Origin of the sequence: Methylibium rhizosphaerae (assembly GCF_006386545.1) — a bacterium.
GTDB lineage: Bacteria > Pseudomonadota > Gammaproteobacteria > Burkholderiales > Burkholderiaceae_C > Pseudorivibacter > Pseudorivibacter rhizosphaerae.
This window is the reverse complement of sequence record NZ_SWAR01000018.1, coordinates 65,946-86,255: the sequence shown is the minus strand read 5'-3', so window position 1 is coordinate 86,255 and position 20,310 is coordinate 65,946. Positions and strand designations below refer to the sequence as shown.

Below are 20,310 nucleotides of genomic sequence, written 5' to 3'. Positions count from 1 at the left end.
ATGCCCCGCCATGTCCGAAGAAATCAACCAGATCGTCGTCCCGCCCTCGTTCATCGAGCTCTTCATCGAGCCGGGCCGCATCAAGCCCAACGCCCCGCGCGAGCAGATCGCGCAGCGCTACGAGATGTGCGAAGACCTCGCCACGGCGCTCACGGAACAGGCGGGCACGCTGCAATGGCAGCTGGGCATCGCCGAGCGCGACGTGCTGGAGCGGATGCATGCCGGCCTGCGGGAGCCCTCTTCGGGACTCACCGAGGCGGAGGCGCAGTGGGTGGTGCGGCGGCTGGCCGAGCTGATGGACTGGTGAAGCCGCTCGCCTGCCCGGCCGGCTCGATGAACCCGAGCTCCCCCATGCGGGCCAGCAGCGCCCCGGCAGCCTCCTGCGGGGTGAGCAGCAAGGAATCGACCCGCAAGTCCGGAGCCAGCGGCGCCTCGTAGGGCGAATCGATGCCGGTGAAGCCGGCGATCTCGCCCGAGCGGGCCTTCTTGTAGAGCCCCTTGGGGTCGCGCGCCTCGCACACCTCCAGCGGCGCGTCGACGAACACTTCCATGTATTCGCCGGCGGCGAACTTGGCGCGGCCGGCCTCGCGCTCGGCCCGGAAGGGCGAGATCAGCGCAACGATGGTGAGCAGCCCCGCATCGACCATCAGCCGCGCGATCTCGACGGCACGGCGCATGTTCTCGATGCGGTCGGCGTCCGAAAAGCCGAGGCCGCCGCAGATGCCGCGGCGCAGTTCGTCGCCGTCGAGCAGGTAGGTGTGCATGCCCAGCTCGTGCAGGCGCCGCTCCAGCAGCATCGCCAGGGTGGTCTTGCCGGCGCCCGAGAGGCCGGTGAGGTAGATCACCCCGCCGCGGTGGCCGTTCAGCGCCTCGCGCTGGTGGCGGTCGATGCGCAGGTGGCGGCTCACGCGCTGCTACCCGCGTTCTTGTTGGCGAGGATCAGCTCCACCATGCCGCACAGCTCCTGGAAGGTGTTCTGCTTTTCGAGCAGGCTGCGCACGCCGGCCAGTTGCGCCTGCGCCCGCAGCTCCTCGGTGATGTAGCCCGAGCTCAGCACCACCGGCAGACGCGGCTGGATGCGCTGCAGGGCGCGCGCCACCTCGAGGCCGGAAAGCTCCGGCATGTTGAAGTCGGTCACGACGAAATCGAATTCGTTCGGCCGGCTGCGCACCGCGGCCAGCGCGGCCTTGGCGCTCTGGAAGCTGCTCACGCGGTAGCCGCCGCGCTCGAGCAGGCGCTGCACCATCAGCAGCATGGTCTCGTCGTCGTCGACGTACAGCACGTGCTCGCCATGGCCGCCCTTCGCACGGGTGGCCAGTGCGGACGCCGCCACCGCAGCGGGCGCCTCCGCGCCCTGCGGCTGGGCCGCGGCTTGCGCAGCCTCCACCAACGGAAAGTACAGGTGAAAGGTGCTGCCCAGGCCCGGCTCGCTCTCGACGGCGATGCCGCCATGGTGCGAAGCCACGATGCCGTGCACGACCGACAGGCCGAGCCCGGTGCCCTGCCCCACCGGCTTGGTGGTGAAGAACGGTTCGAAGATGCGCTGGCGGGTCGCCTCGTCCATACCGCAGCCGGTGTCGCGCACCCACACGTGCGCATAGCTGCCGCCCGGCAGGGCGCCGACGCGGTGGGCGGCCACCTCGTCGAGCTGCACGGCATCGAGGCCCATGCTGATGCGGTTCGCGCCGTCTCCCAGCGCATGCCAGGCGTTGGTGCACAGGTTCATCAGCACCTGCTGCATCTGGTTGGCGTCGGCATGCACATGCAGCGGCTTCTCGGGCATGAGCACCTCGAGGTGAACGCTGGCCGGCAGCGTGGCGCGCAGCAGCTTGTGGGTTTCCTCGAGCACCGGGTGCAGCGGCTGCGTGACCAGCTGCTGCGGCTCGCGGCGGCTGAAGGTGAGGATCTGCCGCACCAGGTTGCGGGCCCGCAGGCTCGCCTTGTAGATCTCGCCCAGGCTGGCCTGCGCCGGGTGGTTGCGGCCCAGCTCCTCGCGCGCCAGCGTCACGTTGCCCAGCACGGCACCCAGGATGTTGTTGAAGTCGTGCGCAATGCCGCCGGCCAGGGTGCCGAGCGATTCCATCTTCTGCACCTCGCGCAGCTGCGCTTCGAAGCGGCGGACCTCCGCCTCGGCCTCCTTGCGGTCGTTGATGTCGATGATGGCCACCCGCACCATCGGCGCGCCGCTGTCGACCCGCATGCAGTCGAGCTGCGCATGGAAGGTCGCGCCGCCGGCCTTCACCAGCACCAGCTCCAGCCGCTGCCGGCCGCTGTGGTGCAGCGCCTGCAGGAAGTGGTGGTACCAGCGCTCCACGTCCGCCGGCCGCACGAAGGTGGCGAAGCGGCTGCCGGTGAGCTGCTCGCGCCGCTCGCCCAGCAGGTCGGCGCCGGTGAGGTTGACCTGCTCGATCAGGCCCTCGGCCGACAGGGTGAGGTAGCCCACCGGCGCGAAGTCGTAGAGGTCCATGTAGCGGTCGCGCGAGACCTCGAGGTCGATCTGCCCCTGGCGGTGCTCGGCGCGTATGGCCGCCTGCGCCAGCTCGCGTTCGAGCACCGGCGCCAGCCGCGCCAGATTGCTCTTCATGACGTAGTCGCTGGCGCCGGCCTTCATGGCGCCGACCGCGATCTCCTCGCCGATCGTGCCCGAGCAGAAGATGAACGGGATGTCCAGGCCGGTCTGCCGGAAGATCTCGAGCGCATCGACGCCGCTGAAGCCCGGCAGCCTGAAGTCCGACAGCACGGCATCCCAGCGCTCGGTCTCGAAGGCGCTGCGCAGCGAATCGACGTCCTGCACGCGCCGGTAGCTGGTGTCGAAGCCACCGGCACGCAGCATCCGGACGGCCAGCTTCGCGTCGTCCTCGGAGTCCTCGACGATGAGCACACGGATCGGTTTGCTCACGGCGACGGTCTCTCCGGCGGGGATTGGTTCATCATCAGCCAGTAGATGCCCAGCACCTTCACCGCCTCCACGAATTCGGCAAAGTCCACCGGCTTGCGCACGTAGCTGTTGGCGCCCAGCGAATAGCCGGAGATGAGGTCCTGCTCTTCCTTGGACGACGTGAGGATCACGACCGGCAGCAGCTTGGTGCGTTCGTGCGCACGTATCGCGCGCAGCACGCCCAGGCCGTCGAGCTTGGGCAGCTTCAGGTCGAGGATCACGAGCGTCGGCAAGGCGCCGGATTCACGCGACGCATACTCGCCCCGGCCGAACAGGAAGTCCAGTGCCTCGATGCCGTCGCGCACCAGATGGATGGAATTCATCACATGACTGCGCTTGAACGCGCGCAGCGTCAGCGCGGCGTCGTCGGGGTTGTCTTCAACGAGCAGGATGTCCTTGTCGTTCATGGTTCGATTCCCCTGAGTCCTTCAGGTTGAAGAAGAACGTGGCGCCGCGCCCCGGCTGCGCCTCCACCCAGATCTGCCCTTCATGGCGGCGGAAGATGCGCTGCACGATGGCCAGGCCGATGCCGGTGCCCGCGAACTCGTTCTCGTGATGCAGCCGCTGGAAGGCGCCGAACAGCCGGTCGGCGTAGGCCATGTCGAAGCCTACGCCGTTGTCGGCCACGAAGCAGTCCTTTTTGCCGTTGCGTTCGATGGTTCCGACACGGATTTCCGGGTCTTGCGTCTTGCCGGTGAACTTCCACGCGTTCTCCAGCAGGTTCTGCATCGCGATGTGCATCAGCGCGCTGTCGGCCTGCACCGTGATGCCGTCCTCGATCTGCCAGCGCACCTTGCGCTGAGGCTGCTGCTGCTGCAGCGACTCGGCGATCTCGCGCGCGATGGCGCTCAGGTTGACCGCCCGCAGCGACAGCTCGGCGCGCGTGACGCGCGACAGGCCCAGCAGCTCGTCGATGAGGCGCCCCATGCGCTGGCTGGCGTTGCGGATGCGCTGCAGGTAGTCCTTCGCCTCGTCGTCGAGCTTGTCGCCGTAGTCCTCGATCAGCGCGAGGGAAAAACCGTCCATGCTGCGCAGCGGGCTGCGCAGGTCGTGCGACACCGAATAGCTGAACGCCTCCATCTCCTTGTTCAGCGCGGCGAGCTCGTCGTTCTTGCGCTCGATCTGCGCGAACGATTCGCGCAGTGCCTGCGTCATCGCGTCGAAATGGCGCGAGGTCTGCCCGATCTCGTCGCGGCTGCCGCTGTCGAGCTTGAAGTTCCAGTTGCCCGAGGCCACCTCGCGGGTGGCCTGCTCGAGGCGGCGCACCGGCACCAGCACGCTGCGGTGGATGAACCAGGCGACGCCGGCCATGGTGAGCGCGATCAGCGCGAGCCCGCCGGCGATGACCAGCACCACGCGGGTCTGCGCCGCATTGATGCGCTCGGTCGAATAGTCGATGAGGCGGAACGCGTCGGCCAGGCTCTCCTGCTGCAGGATCAGCAGCCGGCTGCCGAGCTGGGCCTCGAAGCGGCGCGCCTCGGCCTGCGCCGCTTCGCCGGGTGCCGACGGCGGCGCCACGAACTCGTCGAAGATGCGGCGCGTCTGCACGCTGCGCTCGCGCAGGGCCTCCAGCGTGGCGGCCGGCTCGGGGTCGGTGAAGGTGCTCTCGGCCAGCAGCTGGTCGAGCCGCTGGGACACGCCGCGATGCTGCACCTGGGCCCGCTCATGCCGGTGCAGCACGAACTCGAAGGTCACCAGCCGCAGGTCGTCCAGCGCCTTGACGATGCTGCTGGCCTGCCGGCGCTGCTGCGCCGCATGCTGCATCTCGGCGTTGGCCCACCAGATCATCGCGGCGATCAGGCCGATCGATACGAAGGCCGTCGCGCTCGCAAGCTTCGCCTTGGTGCTGATCTTCATCTGCGGATGGCCCGATTGCCCGGGTGCCTAGTGCACCACCGTCACCCGCTCGGGCGACACGGCCAGCAGCGCACCAAGGTACAGATGCTGGAGGAAGTTGGGTACCGGCTGCTTCTTCGAATAGCCGCGCGCAATGGCCCAGCGGGCCTGGTCTTCAAGCGTGATGAGCTGCGACTGGCGCAGGTCGACGCGGAACTCGAGTTCCTGCCAGACGGGCCGCAATGAGCCAACGTCGAGCTTGAGCTGGGCCGCGGCCAGTGCCAGGGCCTCCTGCGGCTGGTCCCTGACGAAGCGCTCGGTTTCGAGCAGGGCCCGCACGAGCTTCTCGATGGCCTGCGAGCGCTGCTTGAGGAAGTCGTTGCGCCCGACCACGACATGGGTCACGGTGTAGGCGTTCGACTCGCTGAAGGACAGTCCCTGCGGCCCCAGCGCCTCCTGCACCCGTGTGCGCAGCGGCTCCCAGGTCGATGCGGCGTCGATGGCACCGCCGGTCAGCCGCTCGGTCATCTGCCCTGGCGCCACATCGACCAGCGACACCCGCTCGGGCGCCAGCTTGTAGTGGGTGAGGAAGGCCCACAGGAAGTACTCGCCGCTGGTGCCGAAGGTCACGCCCACACGCTTGCCCAGCAGGTCGGCCGGTTGTGCGATGGCCCGATCGCGGCGCGCGACGATGGCCATTTCGCTCGACACGCTGAGCACCGTGGCCGCGATGCCCAACGGCTCGCCGTTGAGCACCGAGATCACGAAGGGCACTTCGGCAGCGGCGGCCAGGTCGGCCTGGCCCTGGGCCAGCAGGTCGAGCGCCGCCTTGCCGTGACTCACCGGCTTGAGGGTGACGTCCAGCCCATGACGCGCAAGGAAACCCTTGGCGTGCGCCAGGTGCAGCAAGGCTGCATGCGGCGTGGTCGACAACGCGATGGTCAGCTTCTCGGGCGGCCCGCCAGCACCGGAGCGCGAGGGCGATCGGGCGAACCAGAACGCAGCCGCCGCCACGGCGGCCAACAAGGCGGCCAGTGCGGCCCAGCGCAGGAAACTACCGCGCCGGTTGCCGGCCTCGGGTGGAACGTCCGTCACTTCACCCCCCTCCTGCAGTACGACGCGCACTTATGCCGCAGTCCGGAATCCGCCACAACATCATGGGCTTGGAGCATTTCGGGCAAGCGTAGCGGCGCGCATCGCCGCGGCAAACCTGTAAGGGCTTACAGCACCCCTTTCTTTGTAAGGGTTACCGATGGCAATGCGTCAGACTCTGGGCGCAATGGCGGGCACGCCGAATGCTCCGAATCCCCCAAACGAGATGAACGCCCCGTCTCCTGACAGCCGCGCTCCGTTCCTGGTGCTTGCGCATCACCGCTCGGGTTCGAACTTCCTGAACGACCTGCTGCAGGCGCACCCGGGCATCGAGTGCCTCAACGAGCCCCTGTCCATGCAGACGGGCTTCTTCCGCGGCTGCGACCTCGCGCACTGGCCGGCCGGCTCGTTCGACTCGCAGTCCCTGCACCCGTCGATCGCCGACAAGCCCGACCTGCGCGACTTCCTCTTCGAATTCAGGGCCTACCTGCTCCAGTCGAACACCGCGCGTGTCATCGGCTTCAAGGAGACGGTGCTGTTCGGCAAGCTCGAATGGCTCAAGGCCTTCATGCCGACGCTCAAGGTCGTGTTCCTGCAGCGCGACGCGCGCGAGATCGTCTCGTCGGTGCTGCGAAGCAGCCTGACCGCCCTGTGGCGATACGACGAGCTGGTGCCGGCGACCTTCGCCCGGTACTTCCCCGGCTACCGCAGCCGCCTGGGCGCCAACAGCGGGCCGGAGCTGCGTGCCGCCGAAACGGCGGCCAAGAGCATCGCGGTGCGCTACGAGATCGCCCGCCGCACGCTCGGCCTGTTCGAGCACAGGACGCTGCATCTCGAAGCGCTGACGCGAGAGCCGGCGCGTGGCCTCGAATCGCTGTCGGCGCTGCTGGGGGTGGCGCCGCACCCTCGCCAGATGGACTTCCTGCGGGACCGGCAGCGCGTCAGCCGCGGCGGCACCTTCTCGTCCTTCCGCACGCGCGAGTCGGTCGACGAGCGCTGGCGTCGCGACCTGAGCGCCGATCAGCTGCAAGTGATCGACGACGTGCTTCACGCCGCGGGCCATGCCGGCGCCCGTCAGCGCGGCGAGCAGGCTGCCTGAGACGCCCGCTCCACCATGCAGCCGCACGCCATCCAACGCTATCTCGACACCGCCGTGCGGTTCATGCCGCACGGCCAGCCGCGCCCGCTGCGGGTGGCCTCCACGCTGGTCACCTGCGGCCTGGCGGTGCTGCTGCTCAACGAATTGCGCGTGCCGGCTGAAGGCCCGTGGACCTACCGCTTCGTCAACGTGCACAACCCCCGGCAGCCGCTCGTCTACGACCTCGAGAACGACCGCTGGACCTGCGCGCCGGCCTGGGACATGCATCCGGCCTGGGGCATCAGCTGGGCCGGCGCGCAGCTGCTGTGCGACGGGCTCGGTGCACGCCTGCCCACAGAGCAGGAATGGGAGCGCTTCGCGTCGAACAACCGCGCGGAACGGGCCTATCCGTGGGGCGACTCGGCGCCCAGCGAGGCGCTCGCGAACTATGACGAGCACTACGGCGGCACCACCCCGGTGGGCCGCTTCCCGCCCAGTGAACTCGGCCTCTACGACCTGGCCGGCAACCTGAGCGAGTGGTGCCAGGACCCGTGCGGGCCGGCGGGAATGGAGCGGGTGGCCAAGGGCGGCGCCTGGAGCAAGGACGCCAGCCACCTCACGATCGCCGCGCGCCGCGGCAAGTGGGCGCGGCTGGGCACCACCACCATCGGCCTGCGGCCGGTGTGGGACAACTGAGCGATGGACCAGCACGAAAGAACCATGCCCACGAAGCTCGTCATCTTCGACCTCGACGACACGCTGATCGACTTCGCGACCACGCGGCAGACCGCCTATGCGCAGATGGGCAAGCTGCTGGAGCAGGAAGGCATCGACGCACAGGCCTACCTGCAGGCCTGCCCGCCGGTCGATCGTGCGTTGTTCGCCTTGTTCGAGCAGGGCAAGCTCACCCGCGCCGAGTACCGGGCCCGGCGCTTTCGCGAGCCGTTCGACACGCTGGGCGTGGTGGCCAGCGACGAGCTGGTGATCCGGCTCAACACGCTGTTCATGGACGTGGTCAACGACACGCCGCTGCTGTACGACGACGTGCTGCCGGTGCTGGCTCAGCTGCGCGAGCGCGACGTCCGCACCGCCATCCTCACCAACGGCCCGTCGGACGGCCAGCGGCGCAAGCTCAAGGCCACCGGTCTCGCCGAGCTGGTGGACCATGTGGCCATCGGCGAGGAACAGGGCTTCAGCAAGCCGCTGCCGCAGGCCTTCCACTCGGTGGTCGGACGCTTCGGCATGGACAGCGGGCACGCCCTGATGGTGGGCGACTCGCCGCTGCTGGACTACGACGCCGCGCTGAACGCCGGGCTGCAGGCCCTGCTGCTCGACCGCGGCGGTTGCCACGGGGAAGGCGGCCGGGCCTCGATACGTTCGCTGGAGGCGGTGCTTCCCTTTGGAAATGACCAGTGACCGATCACCAGTCACCAGTCACCAGTCACTACCCAATCACGAAGGCAGGAAGTCCACCGGCCAGTTGACGTCCATCTGGTTGACGTCCTTGGCGCCGAAGTCGAACTGGCGGATGCGCGCCAGCAGCTTGCTCTCGAGTTCGGGCGACTTCAGTTCGCTCGACACGATGCGGCAGTCGATCACGTTGCCGGCCGGCGCGATCTTGAGCGCGATCACCACCTTGCCCTGCAGCGTGGGGTCCTCGCGCAGCGCACGGTTGTAGATCGCATAGATGGCACCCTTGTTGCGCTCGAACACCAGCTTGATCTCCTCGAGCGAACGCGAGGCCTTGCCGCTGCCGTCGCGCTGCACGTTGCCGCCCTTGCCGCCGCCCGCTCCGGTGCCGGTGCCGTCGCCCTTGCCGCCGCGCACGCCGCCGCCGCCCGGGCCGCCGCCGCCACCGCCGCCGGCCACGCCTTCGACCAGCGTGGTGGCACGGCCGGCGAGGCCGCCGCCACCGGTGTTGCGGCTGTAGGCGGCGGTGTTGATGCCGCCCGAGCCGCCGGTGGCGTTGGAGGTGATGAGCGAACGGTCGGGCAGGCCCGGGTCCTTGCCGGCGCCCACGCCGACACCCACGCCGGTGCCCACGCCGGGGCCCTGCTTGATGTCCTGCTTGAGCTGCACCGCCGCCGGCGCGCCGCGCAGCTCGGCCAGCTGGTCGCTCATGGCGAGCAGGCCCACGCCGGCGGCCTTGCGGCGCGCGTTGTCGAGGGTCTTTTCACCGGGCGGCAGGCCGGCGATGGGCCGCCGTGCTTCGGGCGCCACGGCCGCCTTGGGAGGCTCGGGCCTGGCCGGGTCGGGCTTGTTGGTGCTGGGCTCGGGCTTGGCGTCCTTGGGCTGCGCCTCCTGCTTCGCCACCGGCTTGGGTGGCGGCGGCGCCGGCGGCTCCTTGTCGAGCAGCAGCTTGGCCAGGCGCGGCGGCAGCTCCTGCGGCTGCGCGCGGTCGACCTGCGGCCTGGGCCACAACAGCATCAGCAGGCACAGCAGCACCGCAGCGATGAGCACGCGGTTGAGGATGCGCTTGAAGCGCTTTTCGTCGTCTTCCGAATATGCCCACGGCAGTACCGGCGCACGAAACGACACAGCCAGGGATGTCATGGCAACACCCCGCTCGCCGGGTACGTCGGGGGGGCGGGCCTTGCTCGTGAGCGGCCCGGCGCGGCGGCCCGCAGGCGCCCGTGCATTGAATGCTTCATGAGGCGCCTCATGCGTCCTTCCTGCGAACCGCAAACGACACGTCGCTGAAGTTCGCGCGTGCGCTGGTGTACATGACCTTGCGCAGCAGCTGGTAGGGGATGTCCTTGTCGCCCATGATCGTGATGGCCTTGGTCTGCTCCTTGTTCTTCTCGAGCACCACCTGGCGCGTGCTGTTCAACAAGTCGAGCTCGGCCTTCAGGCCCGGGATCAGGTCACCCTTGGCGGCCATCACCTCCGCCACCGAGGCCACCTTGCGGCCGTCGACGATGATCTCCTCGGCATTGACCGCCACGATGATGGTTTCCTTCGGGCTCTTGTCGGCAAACGACTCGGGCAGCTTCACCGCCTTGGGGCTGGGCAGCAGCTCGACGCCGGTGGCGCTGGAGAGCAGGAAGAAGATCAGGATCGTGAAGATGTCGATCAGCGACACCAGGTTCATGTCGAGCCCCTGGTGGTTGCGCGCCTTGCGCTCGGCACGCTTCTGCAGCGGTGTGAGCGTCATGGTTTGCCGCCCTGGCTGATCGGCGCGTCGCCGATGGAGATGTCGGGGAAGAGCTCGGTGCGGGTCACCTTCGGGCCCTGCACCACGTGGCTCTCGCGCACCGTGTCCATCACCTGCACCAGCACGTCGTACGAGGTGTTGGGCTGGGCCAGCACGGTCGCGTCGGTCTGGTTCGGGAACTTGCCCTTGAGCATCTGGATGATCGAGGACAGCGTCTTCAGGTCGTAGCCCTTGTCGTTGTTCGGGACGCGCTCGATCAGCCCGCCGATGCGGTCACCGACCTCGATCGCGTCGGGCCGGATCACGACTTCGAGCTTGAGGTTGTTTTCCTTCAGCTGCTCGGCGCCGCCCGACGACTGGGCCGGCAGCGACAGGTCCATCACCGCCAGGCGCGTGAACACGGCCGTGGAGAGCAGGAACGGCACCAGCACGACGATGAGGTTGATGAAGGCGGTGACTTCGAGCTCCGCCACCTGTTTGCGCAGACGTCTTACACGCATGGTCGGCCCCTCCGGCAGGCGACGTGGATGTGGATCAACGCGCGGCCGGAGCGCCCTGCTCGGCCTTCAGGCGCTGCACCAGGTTCAGGAAGCTGATCTTCGCGGCTTCCAGGCCGTCGACGATCTCGCTGGTGCGGGCCTGCAGGAAGGCATGGATCAGCAGGAAGGGAATGGCCACCATCAGCGCGAAGGCGGTGTTGTTCATCGCGATCGAGATCGAGGCCGACAGCAGCTCGGCCTTTTCGGCCGGGTTGACCTGGGCCACCGCGGTGAAGCCCTTGATCAGGCCGATGATGGTGCCCAGCAGGCCCACCAGCGTGATCACGTTGGCGAAGGTGGCGATGTAGTGGGTGCGCTTCTCGAGGCGCGGCACGATTTCCATCATGCCCTCCTCCATCGCGGCGTCGAGGTCTTCGCGGCGGCCGGGGCTTTGCATGCGCAGCAGGCCGTTGGTGACGATCTTGCCGATGGCGGCGTCGGACTCGGAGGTGATGCCCAGCACGTCCTTGAAGCGGCCGTTCTGCAGCATCGGCAGCACCTTGGCCCACAGCTTGCGGTTCTCGCTGCGCGCGCGATTGAGGAACATGAAGCGCTCGATCGCGATGGCCAGGCCCAGCGCCATGATCAGGATGCTGGGGTAGATGAACAGGCCGCTGTCCTGGAAGAACTTCACGGCGGTTTGGAAGGCAGTCATCATCACTCTCCTAAGACGTCTTTCTTTCGTCTGCTCGTAGACGGGGGGAACAGGAAACGGGGGTCACTTGGCCTGCTTCGATGCAGCTTCGCGCGCGGTCAGCTGCGCGTCGTACTGCACCTGGCGGCGGAACACATCGCGGTCGACCGGTGCGAGCGCCTCGTCGAGCACGCTCTGCACCGGGCGGCCTGCCAGCTCGCCGGGCAGCGGCTTCTTCCAGGGCACGATGTACAGCACCTTGGGCAGCTCGCGGTTGCCGATGATCTGCGTGCGGTCGATGTCGGCGCGGTCCTGCGCAAAGGCCGGGGCCACGAACAGCGCTGCCGCCGCAACGATCAGGATCGCCAGGGTCAAGACGATGTGCTTCATTCCTTCTCCTTCGCGCTGCCGTTGCTGCCCTGCTGACTCACGGTGATCGGCGCCGGCTTGCGATTCTTCAGGTCGGCGATCCATTTGGTTACCGTTGCATCACCTGCCGGCGACAGTGCGAGGTAGCGGTCGTACAGCTCCAGCGCACGGCGGGCATCGCCCAGGTAGAGGTCGTGCAGGATGCCGAGGTTGAGCAGCGGCGAGGCGTACCGGGCGTCGAGCGAGACGGCCTGCTCGTAGGCTTCGCGCGCCTTGGCGAACTGGCCCTGGTGCCGGTAGGTGATGCCCAGCTGGTTGAAGTACACCGCCTGCCGCGGGTTCACCCGCACCGCCTCCTCGAGCGCCTTGGCCGACTCGGGCAGCCTGCCCGCTTCGCGGTAGATGACGCCCAGGTTGGCGAACGGGCCGCCGAGTTCCGGGTTCGACCGGGTGAGCGACACGAAGCCGCGCTCGGCCTCTTCGGCGCGACCGGCCCGCAGGGCGCGCAAGGCGTCGTCGAAGGTGCGTTGCGCAGCCGGGCTCACCGGCGCTTCGGGCTCGGGGCGCGCTTCCGGGGCGGCGGCGGGCGCGCTGGCTGCGACCGCCGCAGGGGTGACCGCATCGACCACCGACTTCGCCGCCGCCTGCACCGAGGCCGGCAGGCGCTGGGCCACCGACGAGCAGCCGCCCAATGTTGAACACAGCGCCAGCAGCAGGGCTGCGGTCTTCAGCGTGTCAGCGGATCTCATGCACCGCTCCTTCGCTGCGTTCGACCTTGCCGTAGCGCACCGGCCGCAACTCGCCCAGCGCCTTGAAGCTGTTCTTCACCCACTGGTCGTAGATGCCTTCGCTGGCCCGCTTCGCATTCACCTCGTGCAGCTCGAAGGCCTTTTCCTCGAACGGGAAGGCCTGCTCCTCGAGCATCACGTTGTATTGCTCCAGCTCCACCTTCGACAGCTTCCTGGGCCGCTGCGAGGTCATCAGCGCCTTGCCGAAGTCCTGGTAGAGCGCGGCCACGTGGTAGGTGGCGGCGGTGGTCACGTCGGCCACGCCGTAGTCGGTGGCCACCGCATAGGCCTTCAGCACCTCTTCCATCCTGGCCTTCTTGAGCTTGAGCTGCTTCGCCAGCGGCTCCACCAGCGCCACCTTGCGGTACTCGGCATACACCGGCTCGGCCATCGCCAGCGCCGCGGTAGCGCCCAGGTAGCGGGTGCGTTCGGTACGCGCGCCGCCCGCTGCCTTGTCGGCCTGGAAGATCTCTTTCATGAGGGCCAGCTCGCGGGCCGCGTTGCCGTCGGCGCGGGCCAGCTTCGCCAGGCGCCAGCGCGCCTCCATGGCCGGCTCGAAGGGCTGCGGATACTGCTTGACGTAGCGCTCCCAGGTCTTCACCGCGGCGGCTCGCGAGCCGCCCTTTTCGGCGCCCTTCTCGTGCAGCTCGGCGGCCTGCCACAGCGCCTGCCGTGCCAGCTGCGGGTCCTTGCTGGTGTTGGCCACCCGCTCGAACTCGCCGGCAGCCTGCGCCCACTGGCCCTTCTCGACATAGGCCACGGCCAGCTTGTTGCCCACCTCGGCCTGCAGCGGGTGGTTGGGATACCGCTGGCGGAAGTCCTCGAGGCTGCGGGTGGCCGCGTCCCAGTCCTTCAGCGTGATCAGCGCGGCCGCCGCGTCGTACTGTGCGGTGGCGCGCACCGCCGACTGCGGCGCGGCGATCGCCACCCGTTCGAAGTGACCCACGGCGCGGCGCAGGTCGCCGGCGTCGCGCGCGATCTCGCCCTGCTTGTAGATCGAGGCGGCCACCCGCTCGACCAGTTCGCTGCGGCCGGCCTCCTTCTCGGGGGTGAGCGCCAGCACCTCGCCGTAGGCCTGTTCGGCCACGTCGTAGGCGGCGCGGTCGAACGCCGTGTGCGCGATCACCGTCCAGGCCACGCGGCGGTTGGCAGCCGAAGCGGGCGGGTTGAGGTCGAGCACCTGCCGGGCCACCTTGGACGCCTGCTCGCCGTCACGCAGGTTGAACAGCTTCTCGGCCGCGTTCGTGAGCACCGGGCCGTTGCGCGTGTCGGACTGGAAGGCCTGCGCAAAGCGCAAGGCGCTGTCGACGCTCGTGCGCTGCAGTGCGGGCAGCTCGGCAGGCGCCACGCGCTTTTCCTGCTCGGCATAGGCCAGCAGCGCGGCATAGCCGGCGTCGGCGCTCTTCGCGTGCTGCGGATACTGGTAGGCGGTCTTTTCGTATTCGACCGCGGCCGCGGCGTACTGCCTGTCTTCGTACAGCAGCTCGGCCAGCAGGAAGTTGTTCTGCGCGGTGTCGGGGTCGGTGGGGAACGACGCGATGTAGGCGCGGTACCAGCGCACCGCCTCCTGGTAGTCGGCGCTCGCCTTGCTCTTCTGCGCCAGCGCATGGTGATGGCGCGCCAGCTCGGTGAGGTGGGTCTTCACCAGCGGTTGCGCCCGCTCCCAGCCCGCCGGGTTGGCGCGGCGGAACTCGCTGTCGATGCCGTAGCGCGACACGTAGTCCTTCTTCGCGTCGAGCGCCAGGCTGCCGAAGCCGTTCTCCTGGTAGATGTCGATCACCTGCGCCTGCAGCTGCGGCGCCTGCGCATGCAGCGGGTCGCGCCGTGCGAACAGGCCCAGCGTGTCGGCCGCGTCCTTCACCCGTTCCTGCTTGAGGTACAGGGCCCCGAGCTGCTCGTACACCCGGAACTCGTAGCTCTTTCGCTCGGGCGTGTTGACGTAGGCCGGGATGGACTCGGCCCCCTGCAGGTTGGCCAGGCTGATGCTGGCCACGCGGAAGGTGTCTTCCACCAGCTCGCGGTCGGCGCGGGTGAGGCCGGGGATGTTGTCCAGCCCGCCTTCGTCGCCCTTGTTGGCCACCTTGAGGTCGAGCACGCCGAAGAAGGAATGCAACGACTCGTCGAGCCGCCCCTGCTTGAACTGCGACCAGCCCTGCATGTAGAGCGCACGCTCGCGATACGGATTGGCCGAGTCGCCCTTGAGCACGGTGGCGTAGGCCTGCTCGGCCTTCACGTATTCGCGCAGCGAGAACAGCAGCTCGCCGCGGCGGAAGTTGGCTTCGTCCCGGTAGATGGTCTTGGGCGCGCCCAGGGCCAGCCGGTCCAGGGTCTTGAGCGAGCCTTCCAGGTCGCCGGCCTGCTCCTGGGCACGGGCGAGCTGGTAGAGCACGCGGTCGTTGTTGGGGTCGTCCGGATAGTCCTTGAGGTAGCGCTGGTAGTGCGCCACCGCCGACCGGTAGTCGGGGCCGTCGCCCGGCTGAGCGCCCGAGGCGGGCGTTCCCGGCGAGGCCGCCGCCACCGGGCCGGCCACCGGCTCGCCGCTGGCGAAGCGGTTGTCGGCATGGTCCATCTCGAGATCGCCCAGGCGGCGGATGGCTTCGGCCCGCTGCGGTGCATTCGGCGCCACCTCGAGGAACTTCTTGTAGGCGGCGATCGCCTGCTCCTCGGTGGCCTTGATGCCCCGGTCCTCGGTCACGACCACGGTGCGGCCGGCCAGGCTTCTGAGGGTGACCTCTTCCTCGAGCGTGCCCTTGCGCCTGCCTGCACAGGCGCTGAGCAGGCCGCACGCGACGAGCACGGCCACCAGGCGGGTGGTCCTATTGCTTGGGCGTGTCATCTGCACTCCTGGTGGCGATGGCGCGGTCGTACAGCTGCGCCAGCGCGAACCGCGCCTGCGTCGCATACACGGCCAGGCGCTCCTTCTGGCGCGACAGCTCGGCCACTGCGATGTCCTGCACCTGCTGCTGCTGCTCGTTGCCGAGCGCGACCACCCGCGGCAGCAGCGCGGCGATGCGCGGGTTCAGCGCGGCGATGCGCTCGCCGAACTTGTCGAAGCGCACCGGCTCGTCCTTCTGGGCCTGGGCCAGCGCGGCGTCACGGCGTTGAGCCTCGACGAGCTGCGCTTCGAGGGTCTTCTGGCCCTTTTTCGCTTCCCAGAGCCGGTTCGGGTAGTGCTGGGCCAGCTGCCAGGTCATGGCGCCGGCGGCCAGGCGATAGCGTTCGCGGGTCGCGGCGGTTTCCGGGTCCTTGGGATCCAGCTGCTCCAGCGTGGCACGCACGCCGTCGATCCGCTCGATCAGGGCACGCTCCCGTTCGTCGGCAAGCGCCCCGGCATCGGCAGAGGCCTCGACTTCGGCGAGTTCCCGGGACAGCGCGCCGGCCTGCTGCTGCAGCTGCGGCAGTCCCGTCTCGCTGGCCTTGGCCCGCACCTGCGGCAGGCGGTCGGTGAAGGCCTTGCGGCGGTTGTCGAGCATGTCGGTGAAGACGCCCAGGTTGTCCTGCCAGCGCTGCAGGTTGCGGTGCAGGAACTGCAGGTCGCGCCAGTTCTTGAAGGCCTCCTGGAACTCGTGCTGGGCCATCACCTGCGACAGGTGACGGCCATGCGGCATCTCCGGCAGTTCGCGGATGTTCCAGAACCAGCCCATCTCGTCGCCCGGGTTGCTCTCGGCCAGCCCCTGAACCAGCTTGCCGGCGCGGATGGCGGCAATGGTTTCGTCGAGGGCACGGCCCTCACGCTCGAATTCGGCCACCGCCTCGTTGTAGCGGTCGAGCGCCTGGCCGAAGGCGCCCAGCTCGGCATAGGCGTAGGGCACGGCGATGCGCGCCTCGAGCACCGCGGAGTCGCTGGCGTCGCGGGTGGCGAGCTCGGTCCACGGCACCAGGGCCAGCTTCGCGTCCTTCATTTCGGCGGCGGCCCAGCCGAAGCCGAGCAGCGCCTTGTTGGAATGGGGGCCGTTCAGGCGCACCCGCTCGAGGTAGCCGCGTGCGAGATGCGGCTCCTGGTTCTGCAGCGCGGTGAAGCCGAGCGCCACGTTGGCCTTGTCGCGCAGGTTGCGGAACTCCTCGGTCAGCGCGGGCGCCTTGCCCAGCGCGTCGAGCATCTCGGAGCCGGCCTTGGCATCGCCGCCCTTCACCAGCGCCACGCCCAGGTTGTAGCGCGCGTACTGCCCGGCCTCGGCCTTGGCGGCCGGCGCCTTGAGCACCTCGGCCGCGGCCGCGTATTCGCCGCGCGCCAGCAGCATGTTGGCCTGCAGCAGCATCCGCTCCTCTTCGAGCGCGGGCGGCAGGTTCTTCTCGATGCGGGCCATCGCCGCTTCGGCCTCGGCGGTGAAGCCGCGCTGGTAGCGGATCTTGGCGAGGTAGAACCAGGCGCGGTCGCGCACTGCCGGCGTGGCGCTGCGGTCGATGAGCTGCGCGAAGATCTCGCCGGCCTCGCGGTGCAGCCCGTACGACAGCAGCATGCCGCCGCGCAGCAGCTCGGCCTCGTCGGCATGCTGCGACACGCGGTCGAAGTGCTGCGACACCATCAGCGTGGTGATCGAGGTGAAGTAGCGGTCCTGGAAGAAATGGAACAGCGTGTCGCCGTAGTGCGGGTCCTTGAGCACGTGCTGCTGCACATCGGCCGCGGGCGCCGCCGACATGGCGCCCGCGCAGGCCGCTGCGACGGCGAGCCGCCGCAGCGACTTGAACCTGGAAGAACTGCGTGCAGCCATGGGGGTTATTGCCAGACTTTCACCTCGAACTCCGGCTGGAGCTTGCCGGCGGAGTCCTTGATCTGCAGTTCGATGTACTTCGCGTCGGTGCCTTTTTCAAACCTGATGGTGGTGCCGCGCTTGTAGTCGCGATCGTGCGGGCCCTTGCCGGTGAAGAACGCCACGATCTCGTGTTCGCCCGACTTCAGGTTGCCCACATGCACCCGCTGCACGCCGCCGCGGTGCAGGGCCTGCACTTCGAGCGGGGTGTACAGGTAGTTCGTGATCACCTTGTCGTCGAGCTTGATCTGCACCGACTCCAGCTCGAACAGCTTGCCCACGTCCATCGACACGAACAGCGCCACCTGGGTGTTGGCCGGGAACAGCAGCTCCTCTTCCAGCACCAGCAGGTCGCGGTTCAGGCGGATCACGTCGCCCTTGACCTCCTGGATGCGGGCATCGAGGCTGGCGGGCCGGGCCGGGGCCGAGGCGGCGGCCTCGGGTGCACTGGCCGCCGCTGCGGGCGCGGGAGCGTCGGCAGCCCAGGCGGTCGATGCGAAGGCGATCGAAAGGGCGGCAAAGGCGCGGCAAAGACGAATGAAGAACATGCTGCCCTCAGTCTCAGTAAGTGGCCGACACGAAAAGCTGCAACACGTTGGCGTCGAACGAGTACAGGTTGCCGCTGCGGATGTCGGTGAAGTCCTTGAACTTGAAGCGCACGAACTCGTACGCCCCGTTGAGCTTGATCTCGTACTGGCCGGGCACCTTCTTCCACGCGTACGACAGCTTGGCGCCCAGGCCGACGCTGTTGAAGGTGGACAGCTGCCGGTTGCGCGAGACGTAGCGGGTTTCGGTGGCGGCGTTGTCGCTGTAGAACAGCGCCTTGTCCTGCGTGTAGTAGCGCAGCGTCGCGTCGGCCAGCCATTGGTCCCCGAACCAGCGGCTGTAGGCAAGGTCGACGGTGTGCGCCTTGATGGCCCAGGTGTCCCAGAAGTAGCGGTACTCGCCGCGCACCGAGTTGCGCGCGCCGAGGTCTGCGATCACGCTGGCCTTGATGGCGCGGCTGGAGCGCGTGCGCGGGTTGCGCTCGGGCACCGCAGCCCCGAACACGCGTGCGGCGCGGTACGGGTTGCCCAGGTAGCCGTCGTCGGACACCACCTCGTAGTTGAGGCTCGCCAGCAGCCGCGGCGTGAGGATCTGGGTGACGCCCAGGCGGTACTGCCAGTGGCGTGCGTAGTCGAAGAAGCCCTCATCCTTCTTGCCCACCTTGTCGGAGCCGCGGGTGTAGCCCAGGCTCACGGTGGTCATCCCGCCGAAGACTTCCTGCGAGACACCCAGCGTCACCGCGTCGGCCTTGTAGTCGGGCTCCTTGCTGGTCTCGGCTGAGATCGACAGCAGCGAGTCGCGCACCAGGTAGTCGGCGCCCACGGTGAACGCATTGCGCTTTTCCTTGAACGGGCTGGCCGTGGTCACCACGTCGATGGAGGCGTTGCTCACCGCGTCGAGGTAGTACGACGCCGACAGCGACACCTTGTCGGCCAGGCTCTTGCGCACCAGCAGCGCCGGGCCGGTGGCCGTGACGCCGCCGCCGTCGTAGACGTGGAACATCGCCTCGGCCTGGTCTTCGGGCAGCGTGGCCGCACCGGCAGTGCCGGAGGCGATGACGCCGATGAGCGTGGCGGTCGCCCTCCTTTCAGCCGTCTTTTCAGCCCTCTTTTCAGCCCTCTTGTCGACCTTCTTGTCGAACCTGTCGTCAGTTGCAGCCACAGCCGCCCCCCTGCACGCCGGTCGCGCCGCGTCCGCCCTCGCGCACCACCCGCACGTGTTCCCGGTGCCGCTCGGGCAGGCTGTGCCGCGAGAACTGCATCACCGGATCGGCCAGCTTCTCGCGTTCATAGGGCTTCACCCAGGGCTCGATGGAACCACAGCCCGCAAGTGCCGCGCAGGCGCACAGCACGGCCGCGCAGGCCAGGCGCAAGGTGGCATTCATTCCTTCACCAATTCCCGGATCTGCTTGTCGTAGGTGAGTTCGAAGCCGTCGCGATAGCCGCGGTGGATGTAGCGCACCTTGCCGTCGCGGTCGATCAGGAGCGTGGCCGGCATCGCGTTCATGTCGTAGGTGCGGCTCACCTTCTTGTCGGTGTCGAGCAGCACCGGGAACTTGAGCCCCAGCTTGTTGGCGAGGTCGGTTGCCTTCAGCGCGTCGTCGTCGATGTTGACGCCCAGCAGCACGAAGCCCGAGTTCTTGTACTTGTCGTACAGCTTGTTGAGGTGCGGCATCTCCTGGCGGCACGGTCCGCACCAGGTGGCCCAGAAGTTCACCATCACGACCTGGCCGCGTTGTTCCTGCAGGCGCAGGTTCGGGCCGTTCATCGTGCGCAGCGTGAAGTCAGGGGCCGGCGCCTGCGGCACGACAGCCGCTGAGGCCGCCACGGTGCAGGCCGCGAGCGCGGCGCCAGCCAGCGCGCGGCCGGATCGGACAAGACAGGTGTACAGCGTCTTCATCATGGTGGCTGCGGGTCAGAAGAAGAAAGTGATGCCGGCGGTCAGCTCGAGGTTCTGGGTGCTCTTGCGCTGGCCCAGCAGGTCCATCGAGAAGATGTGGTCGCGCAGGTCCACCTGCACGGCGGCCCAGTCCTTCAGCATGAGCCGGGTGCCCAGGCCGAAGTTGTAGGTCTGGCTCGATTTCTGGTTGAACTTCGTGCTGCCGATGCCGGCGATCAGGTAGATCGCATTGGCCTTGGCGATGCTCTTGCCGATGAACACCTCGCCGGGCAGCAGGTTGTAGCCGACCGACAGGTTGTAGTAGGTGAGCTTCTCTTCCGGCCGGCCGAACACGCCGCCGGGCAGGATCTGCCGGAAGGATTCGTCGCTCACCTTCGTCTGGGCGTAGGCGGCCTCGACGAAGAAGTCCTCGGTCACGTGATAGCCCAGGCGCAGGCCCGTCACCAGGTTGGAGCCGAAGTTCTCGGTCTGGTAGGTGCCGGCGAACAGGCCCGCCTCGAAGTCCTTCGACGGGAAGCGCGGCAGCTTCACGTCGCGCCGGTCCACCTGCGGCACGATGACCTGCTCGTTGGCCGGCTGCTGCTGCCCCGCGGGCTGGGCAGGGGTGTTCTGCGCGGCGGCGAACGGGCTCGCCAGCACGCCGGCAGCCAGCAGCAGGGGAAGGGTCAGGAGGTGTAGGCGCATGG

Annotated in this window: 22 protein-coding genes; 4 read left to right on the top strand and 18 right to left on the bottom strand. The window is 68.4% G+C overall.

Annotated elements, in window-relative coordinates; all coding sequences use genetic code 11:
• The first annotated feature begins 10 nt into the window (after positions 1 to 10).
• The gene (locus tag E8D38_RS14470; protein ID WP_140631814.1) at positions 11 to 307 is read left to right on the top strand and encodes an ATPase with chaperone activity; all 297 of its coding nucleotides are present in this window, start codon (positions 11 to 13) and stop codon (positions 305 to 307) included.
• Here the strand turns inward: E8D38_RS14470 and cysC are convergent.
• From cysC to E8D38_RS14445, 5 genes are read right to left on the bottom strand one after another with little or no spacing between them, the layout of a single operon-like run.
• Entirely contained in the window at positions 249 to 908 is a 660-nt protein-coding gene (gene cysC, locus E8D38_RS14465; protein ID WP_140631812.1) for an adenylyl-sulfate kinase, read from the bottom strand. The genes E8D38_RS14470 and cysC overlap by 59 nt on opposite strands.
• Positions 905 to 2,899, bottom strand: coding sequence for a hybrid sensor histidine kinase/response regulator (locus tag E8D38_RS14460; RefSeq protein ID WP_140631810.1), 1,995 nt, complete (start codon positions 2,897 to 2,899; stop codon positions 905 to 907). The genes cysC and E8D38_RS14460 overlap by 4 nt, the downstream gene beginning before the upstream one ends.
• Positions 2,896 to 3,345, bottom strand: coding sequence for a response regulator (locus E8D38_RS14455; protein ID WP_140631808.1), 450 nt, complete (start codon positions 3,343 to 3,345; stop codon positions 2,896 to 2,898). The genes E8D38_RS14460 and E8D38_RS14455 overlap by 4 nt, the downstream gene beginning before the upstream one ends.
• A complete protein-coding gene (locus tag E8D38_RS14450) occupies positions 3,317 to 4,795 on the bottom strand; it encodes a sensor histidine kinase (protein ID WP_140631806.1) in 1,479 nt (492 codons plus the stop codon). Before E8D38_RS14450 ends, E8D38_RS14455 begins: the two co-directional genes overlap by 29 nt.
• Before the next feature lie 27 nt (positions 4,796 to 4,822).
• On the bottom strand, positions 4,823 to 5,869 hold the full coding sequence (locus E8D38_RS14445; protein ID WP_181179150.1) for an ABC transporter substrate-binding protein: 1,047 nt from the start codon (positions 5,867 to 5,869) through the stop codon (positions 4,823 to 4,825).
• 223 nt (positions 5,870 to 6,092) lie between these two features.
• On the opposite strand from E8D38_RS14445, the gene E8D38_RS14440 reads away from it, so the two are divergent.
• The 3 genes from E8D38_RS14440 to E8D38_RS14430 are packed head-to-tail and all read left to right on the top strand — an operon-like array spanning position 6,093 to position 8,360.
• The gene (locus E8D38_RS14440) at positions 6,093 to 6,965 is read left to right on the top strand and encodes a sulfotransferase (RefSeq protein WP_181179149.1); all 873 of its coding nucleotides are present in this window, start codon (positions 6,093 to 6,095) and stop codon (positions 6,963 to 6,965) included.
• A 15-nt stretch (positions 6,966 to 6,980) separates the two neighbouring features.
• Positions 6,981 to 7,640 carry a formylglycine-generating enzyme family protein gene (locus tag E8D38_RS14435; RefSeq protein ID WP_140631800.1) on the top strand — a complete coding sequence of 220 codons (660 nt, stop codon included), beginning with the start codon at positions 6,981 to 6,983 and terminating at the stop codon, positions 7,638 to 7,640.
• Positions 7,641 to 7,664: 24 nt separating this feature from the next.
• Positions 7,665 to 8,360 (top strand): HAD family hydrolase, encoded by a 696-nt coding sequence (locus tag E8D38_RS14430; protein WP_181179148.1) that lies wholly within the window; start codon positions 7,665 to 7,667, stop codon positions 8,358 to 8,360.
• 36 nt (positions 8,361 to 8,396) lie between these two features.
• On the opposite strand, the gene E8D38_RS14425 is transcribed toward E8D38_RS14430, so the two are convergent.
• The 13 genes from E8D38_RS14425 to E8D38_RS14365 form a co-directional block, all read right to left on the bottom strand.
• Positions 8,397 to 9,497 carry a TonB family protein gene (locus tag E8D38_RS14425; protein WP_140631795.1) on the bottom strand — a complete coding sequence of 367 codons (1,101 nt, stop codon included), beginning with the start codon at positions 9,495 to 9,497 and terminating at the stop codon, positions 8,397 to 8,399.
• Between the two features lie 106 nt (positions 9,498 to 9,603).
• On the bottom strand, positions 9,604 to 10,098 hold the full coding sequence (locus E8D38_RS14420; RefSeq protein ID WP_140631793.1) for an ExbD/TolR family protein: 495 nt from the start codon (positions 10,096 to 10,098) through the stop codon (positions 9,604 to 9,606).
• Complete coding sequence (locus tag E8D38_RS14415) at positions 10,095 to 10,598, bottom strand: ExbD/TolR family protein (protein ID WP_140631790.1); 504 nt, start codon at positions 10,596 to 10,598, stop codon at positions 10,095 to 10,097. The genes E8D38_RS14420 and E8D38_RS14415 overlap by 4 nt, the downstream gene beginning before the upstream one ends.
• A gap of 34 nt (positions 10,599 to 10,632) precedes the next feature.
• Positions 10,633 to 11,292 carry a MotA/TolQ/ExbB proton channel family protein gene (locus tag E8D38_RS14410; RefSeq protein ID WP_140631788.1) on the bottom strand — a complete coding sequence of 220 codons (660 nt, stop codon included), beginning with the start codon at positions 11,290 to 11,292 and terminating at the stop codon, positions 10,633 to 10,635.
• Positions 11,293 to 11,355: 63 nt separating this feature from the next.
• Complete coding sequence (locus E8D38_RS14405) at positions 11,356 to 11,661, bottom strand: hypothetical protein (protein ID WP_246099495.1); 306 nt, start codon at positions 11,659 to 11,661, stop codon at positions 11,356 to 11,358.
• Positions 11,658 to 12,389: a tetratricopeptide repeat protein gene (locus tag E8D38_RS14400; RefSeq protein WP_140631786.1), complete on the bottom strand. Its 732-nt coding sequence runs from the start codon at positions 12,387 to 12,389 to the stop codon at positions 11,658 to 11,660. The genes E8D38_RS14405 and E8D38_RS14400 overlap by 4 nt, the downstream gene beginning before the upstream one ends.
• On the bottom strand, positions 12,376 to 15,264 hold the full coding sequence (locus E8D38_RS14395; RefSeq protein WP_140631784.1) for a tetratricopeptide repeat protein: 2,889 nt from the start codon (positions 15,262 to 15,264) through the stop codon (positions 12,376 to 12,378). Before E8D38_RS14395 ends, E8D38_RS14400 begins: the two co-directional genes overlap by 14 nt.
• A complete protein-coding gene (locus E8D38_RS14390; protein WP_140631782.1) occupies positions 15,245 to 17,140 on the bottom strand; it encodes a tetratricopeptide repeat protein in 1,896 nt (631 codons plus the stop codon). The genes E8D38_RS14395 and E8D38_RS14390 overlap by 20 nt, the downstream gene beginning before the upstream one ends.
• A 5-nt stretch (positions 17,141 to 17,145) precedes the next feature.
• A complete protein-coding gene (locus tag E8D38_RS14385) occupies positions 17,146 to 17,727 on the bottom strand; it encodes an AraC family transcriptional regulator (protein ID WP_246099494.1) in 582 nt (193 codons plus the stop codon).
• A 13-nt stretch (positions 17,728 to 17,740) separates the two neighbouring features.
• Positions 17,741 to 18,886, bottom strand: a complete 1,146-nt coding sequence (locus E8D38_RS14380) for a DUF3570 domain-containing protein (protein WP_246099493.1) — start codon at positions 18,884 to 18,886, stop codon at positions 17,741 to 17,743.
• Positions 18,873 to 19,109, bottom strand: a complete 237-nt coding sequence (locus E8D38_RS14375; RefSeq protein WP_140631780.1) for a DUF4266 domain-containing protein — start codon at positions 19,107 to 19,109, stop codon at positions 18,873 to 18,875. Before E8D38_RS14375 ends, E8D38_RS14380 begins: the two co-directional genes overlap by 14 nt.
• Positions 19,106 to 19,627, bottom strand: coding sequence for a peroxiredoxin family protein (locus E8D38_RS14370; protein ID WP_140631778.1), 522 nt, complete (start codon positions 19,625 to 19,627; stop codon positions 19,106 to 19,108). Before E8D38_RS14370 ends, E8D38_RS14375 begins: the two co-directional genes overlap by 4 nt.
• Positions 19,628 to 19,639: 12 nt before the next feature.
• Positions 19,640 to 20,308, bottom strand: coding sequence for an outer membrane beta-barrel domain-containing protein (locus E8D38_RS14365; protein ID WP_140631776.1), 669 nt, complete (start codon positions 20,306 to 20,308; stop codon positions 19,640 to 19,642).
• Between the last annotated feature and the right edge of the window lie 2 nt (positions 20,309 to 20,310).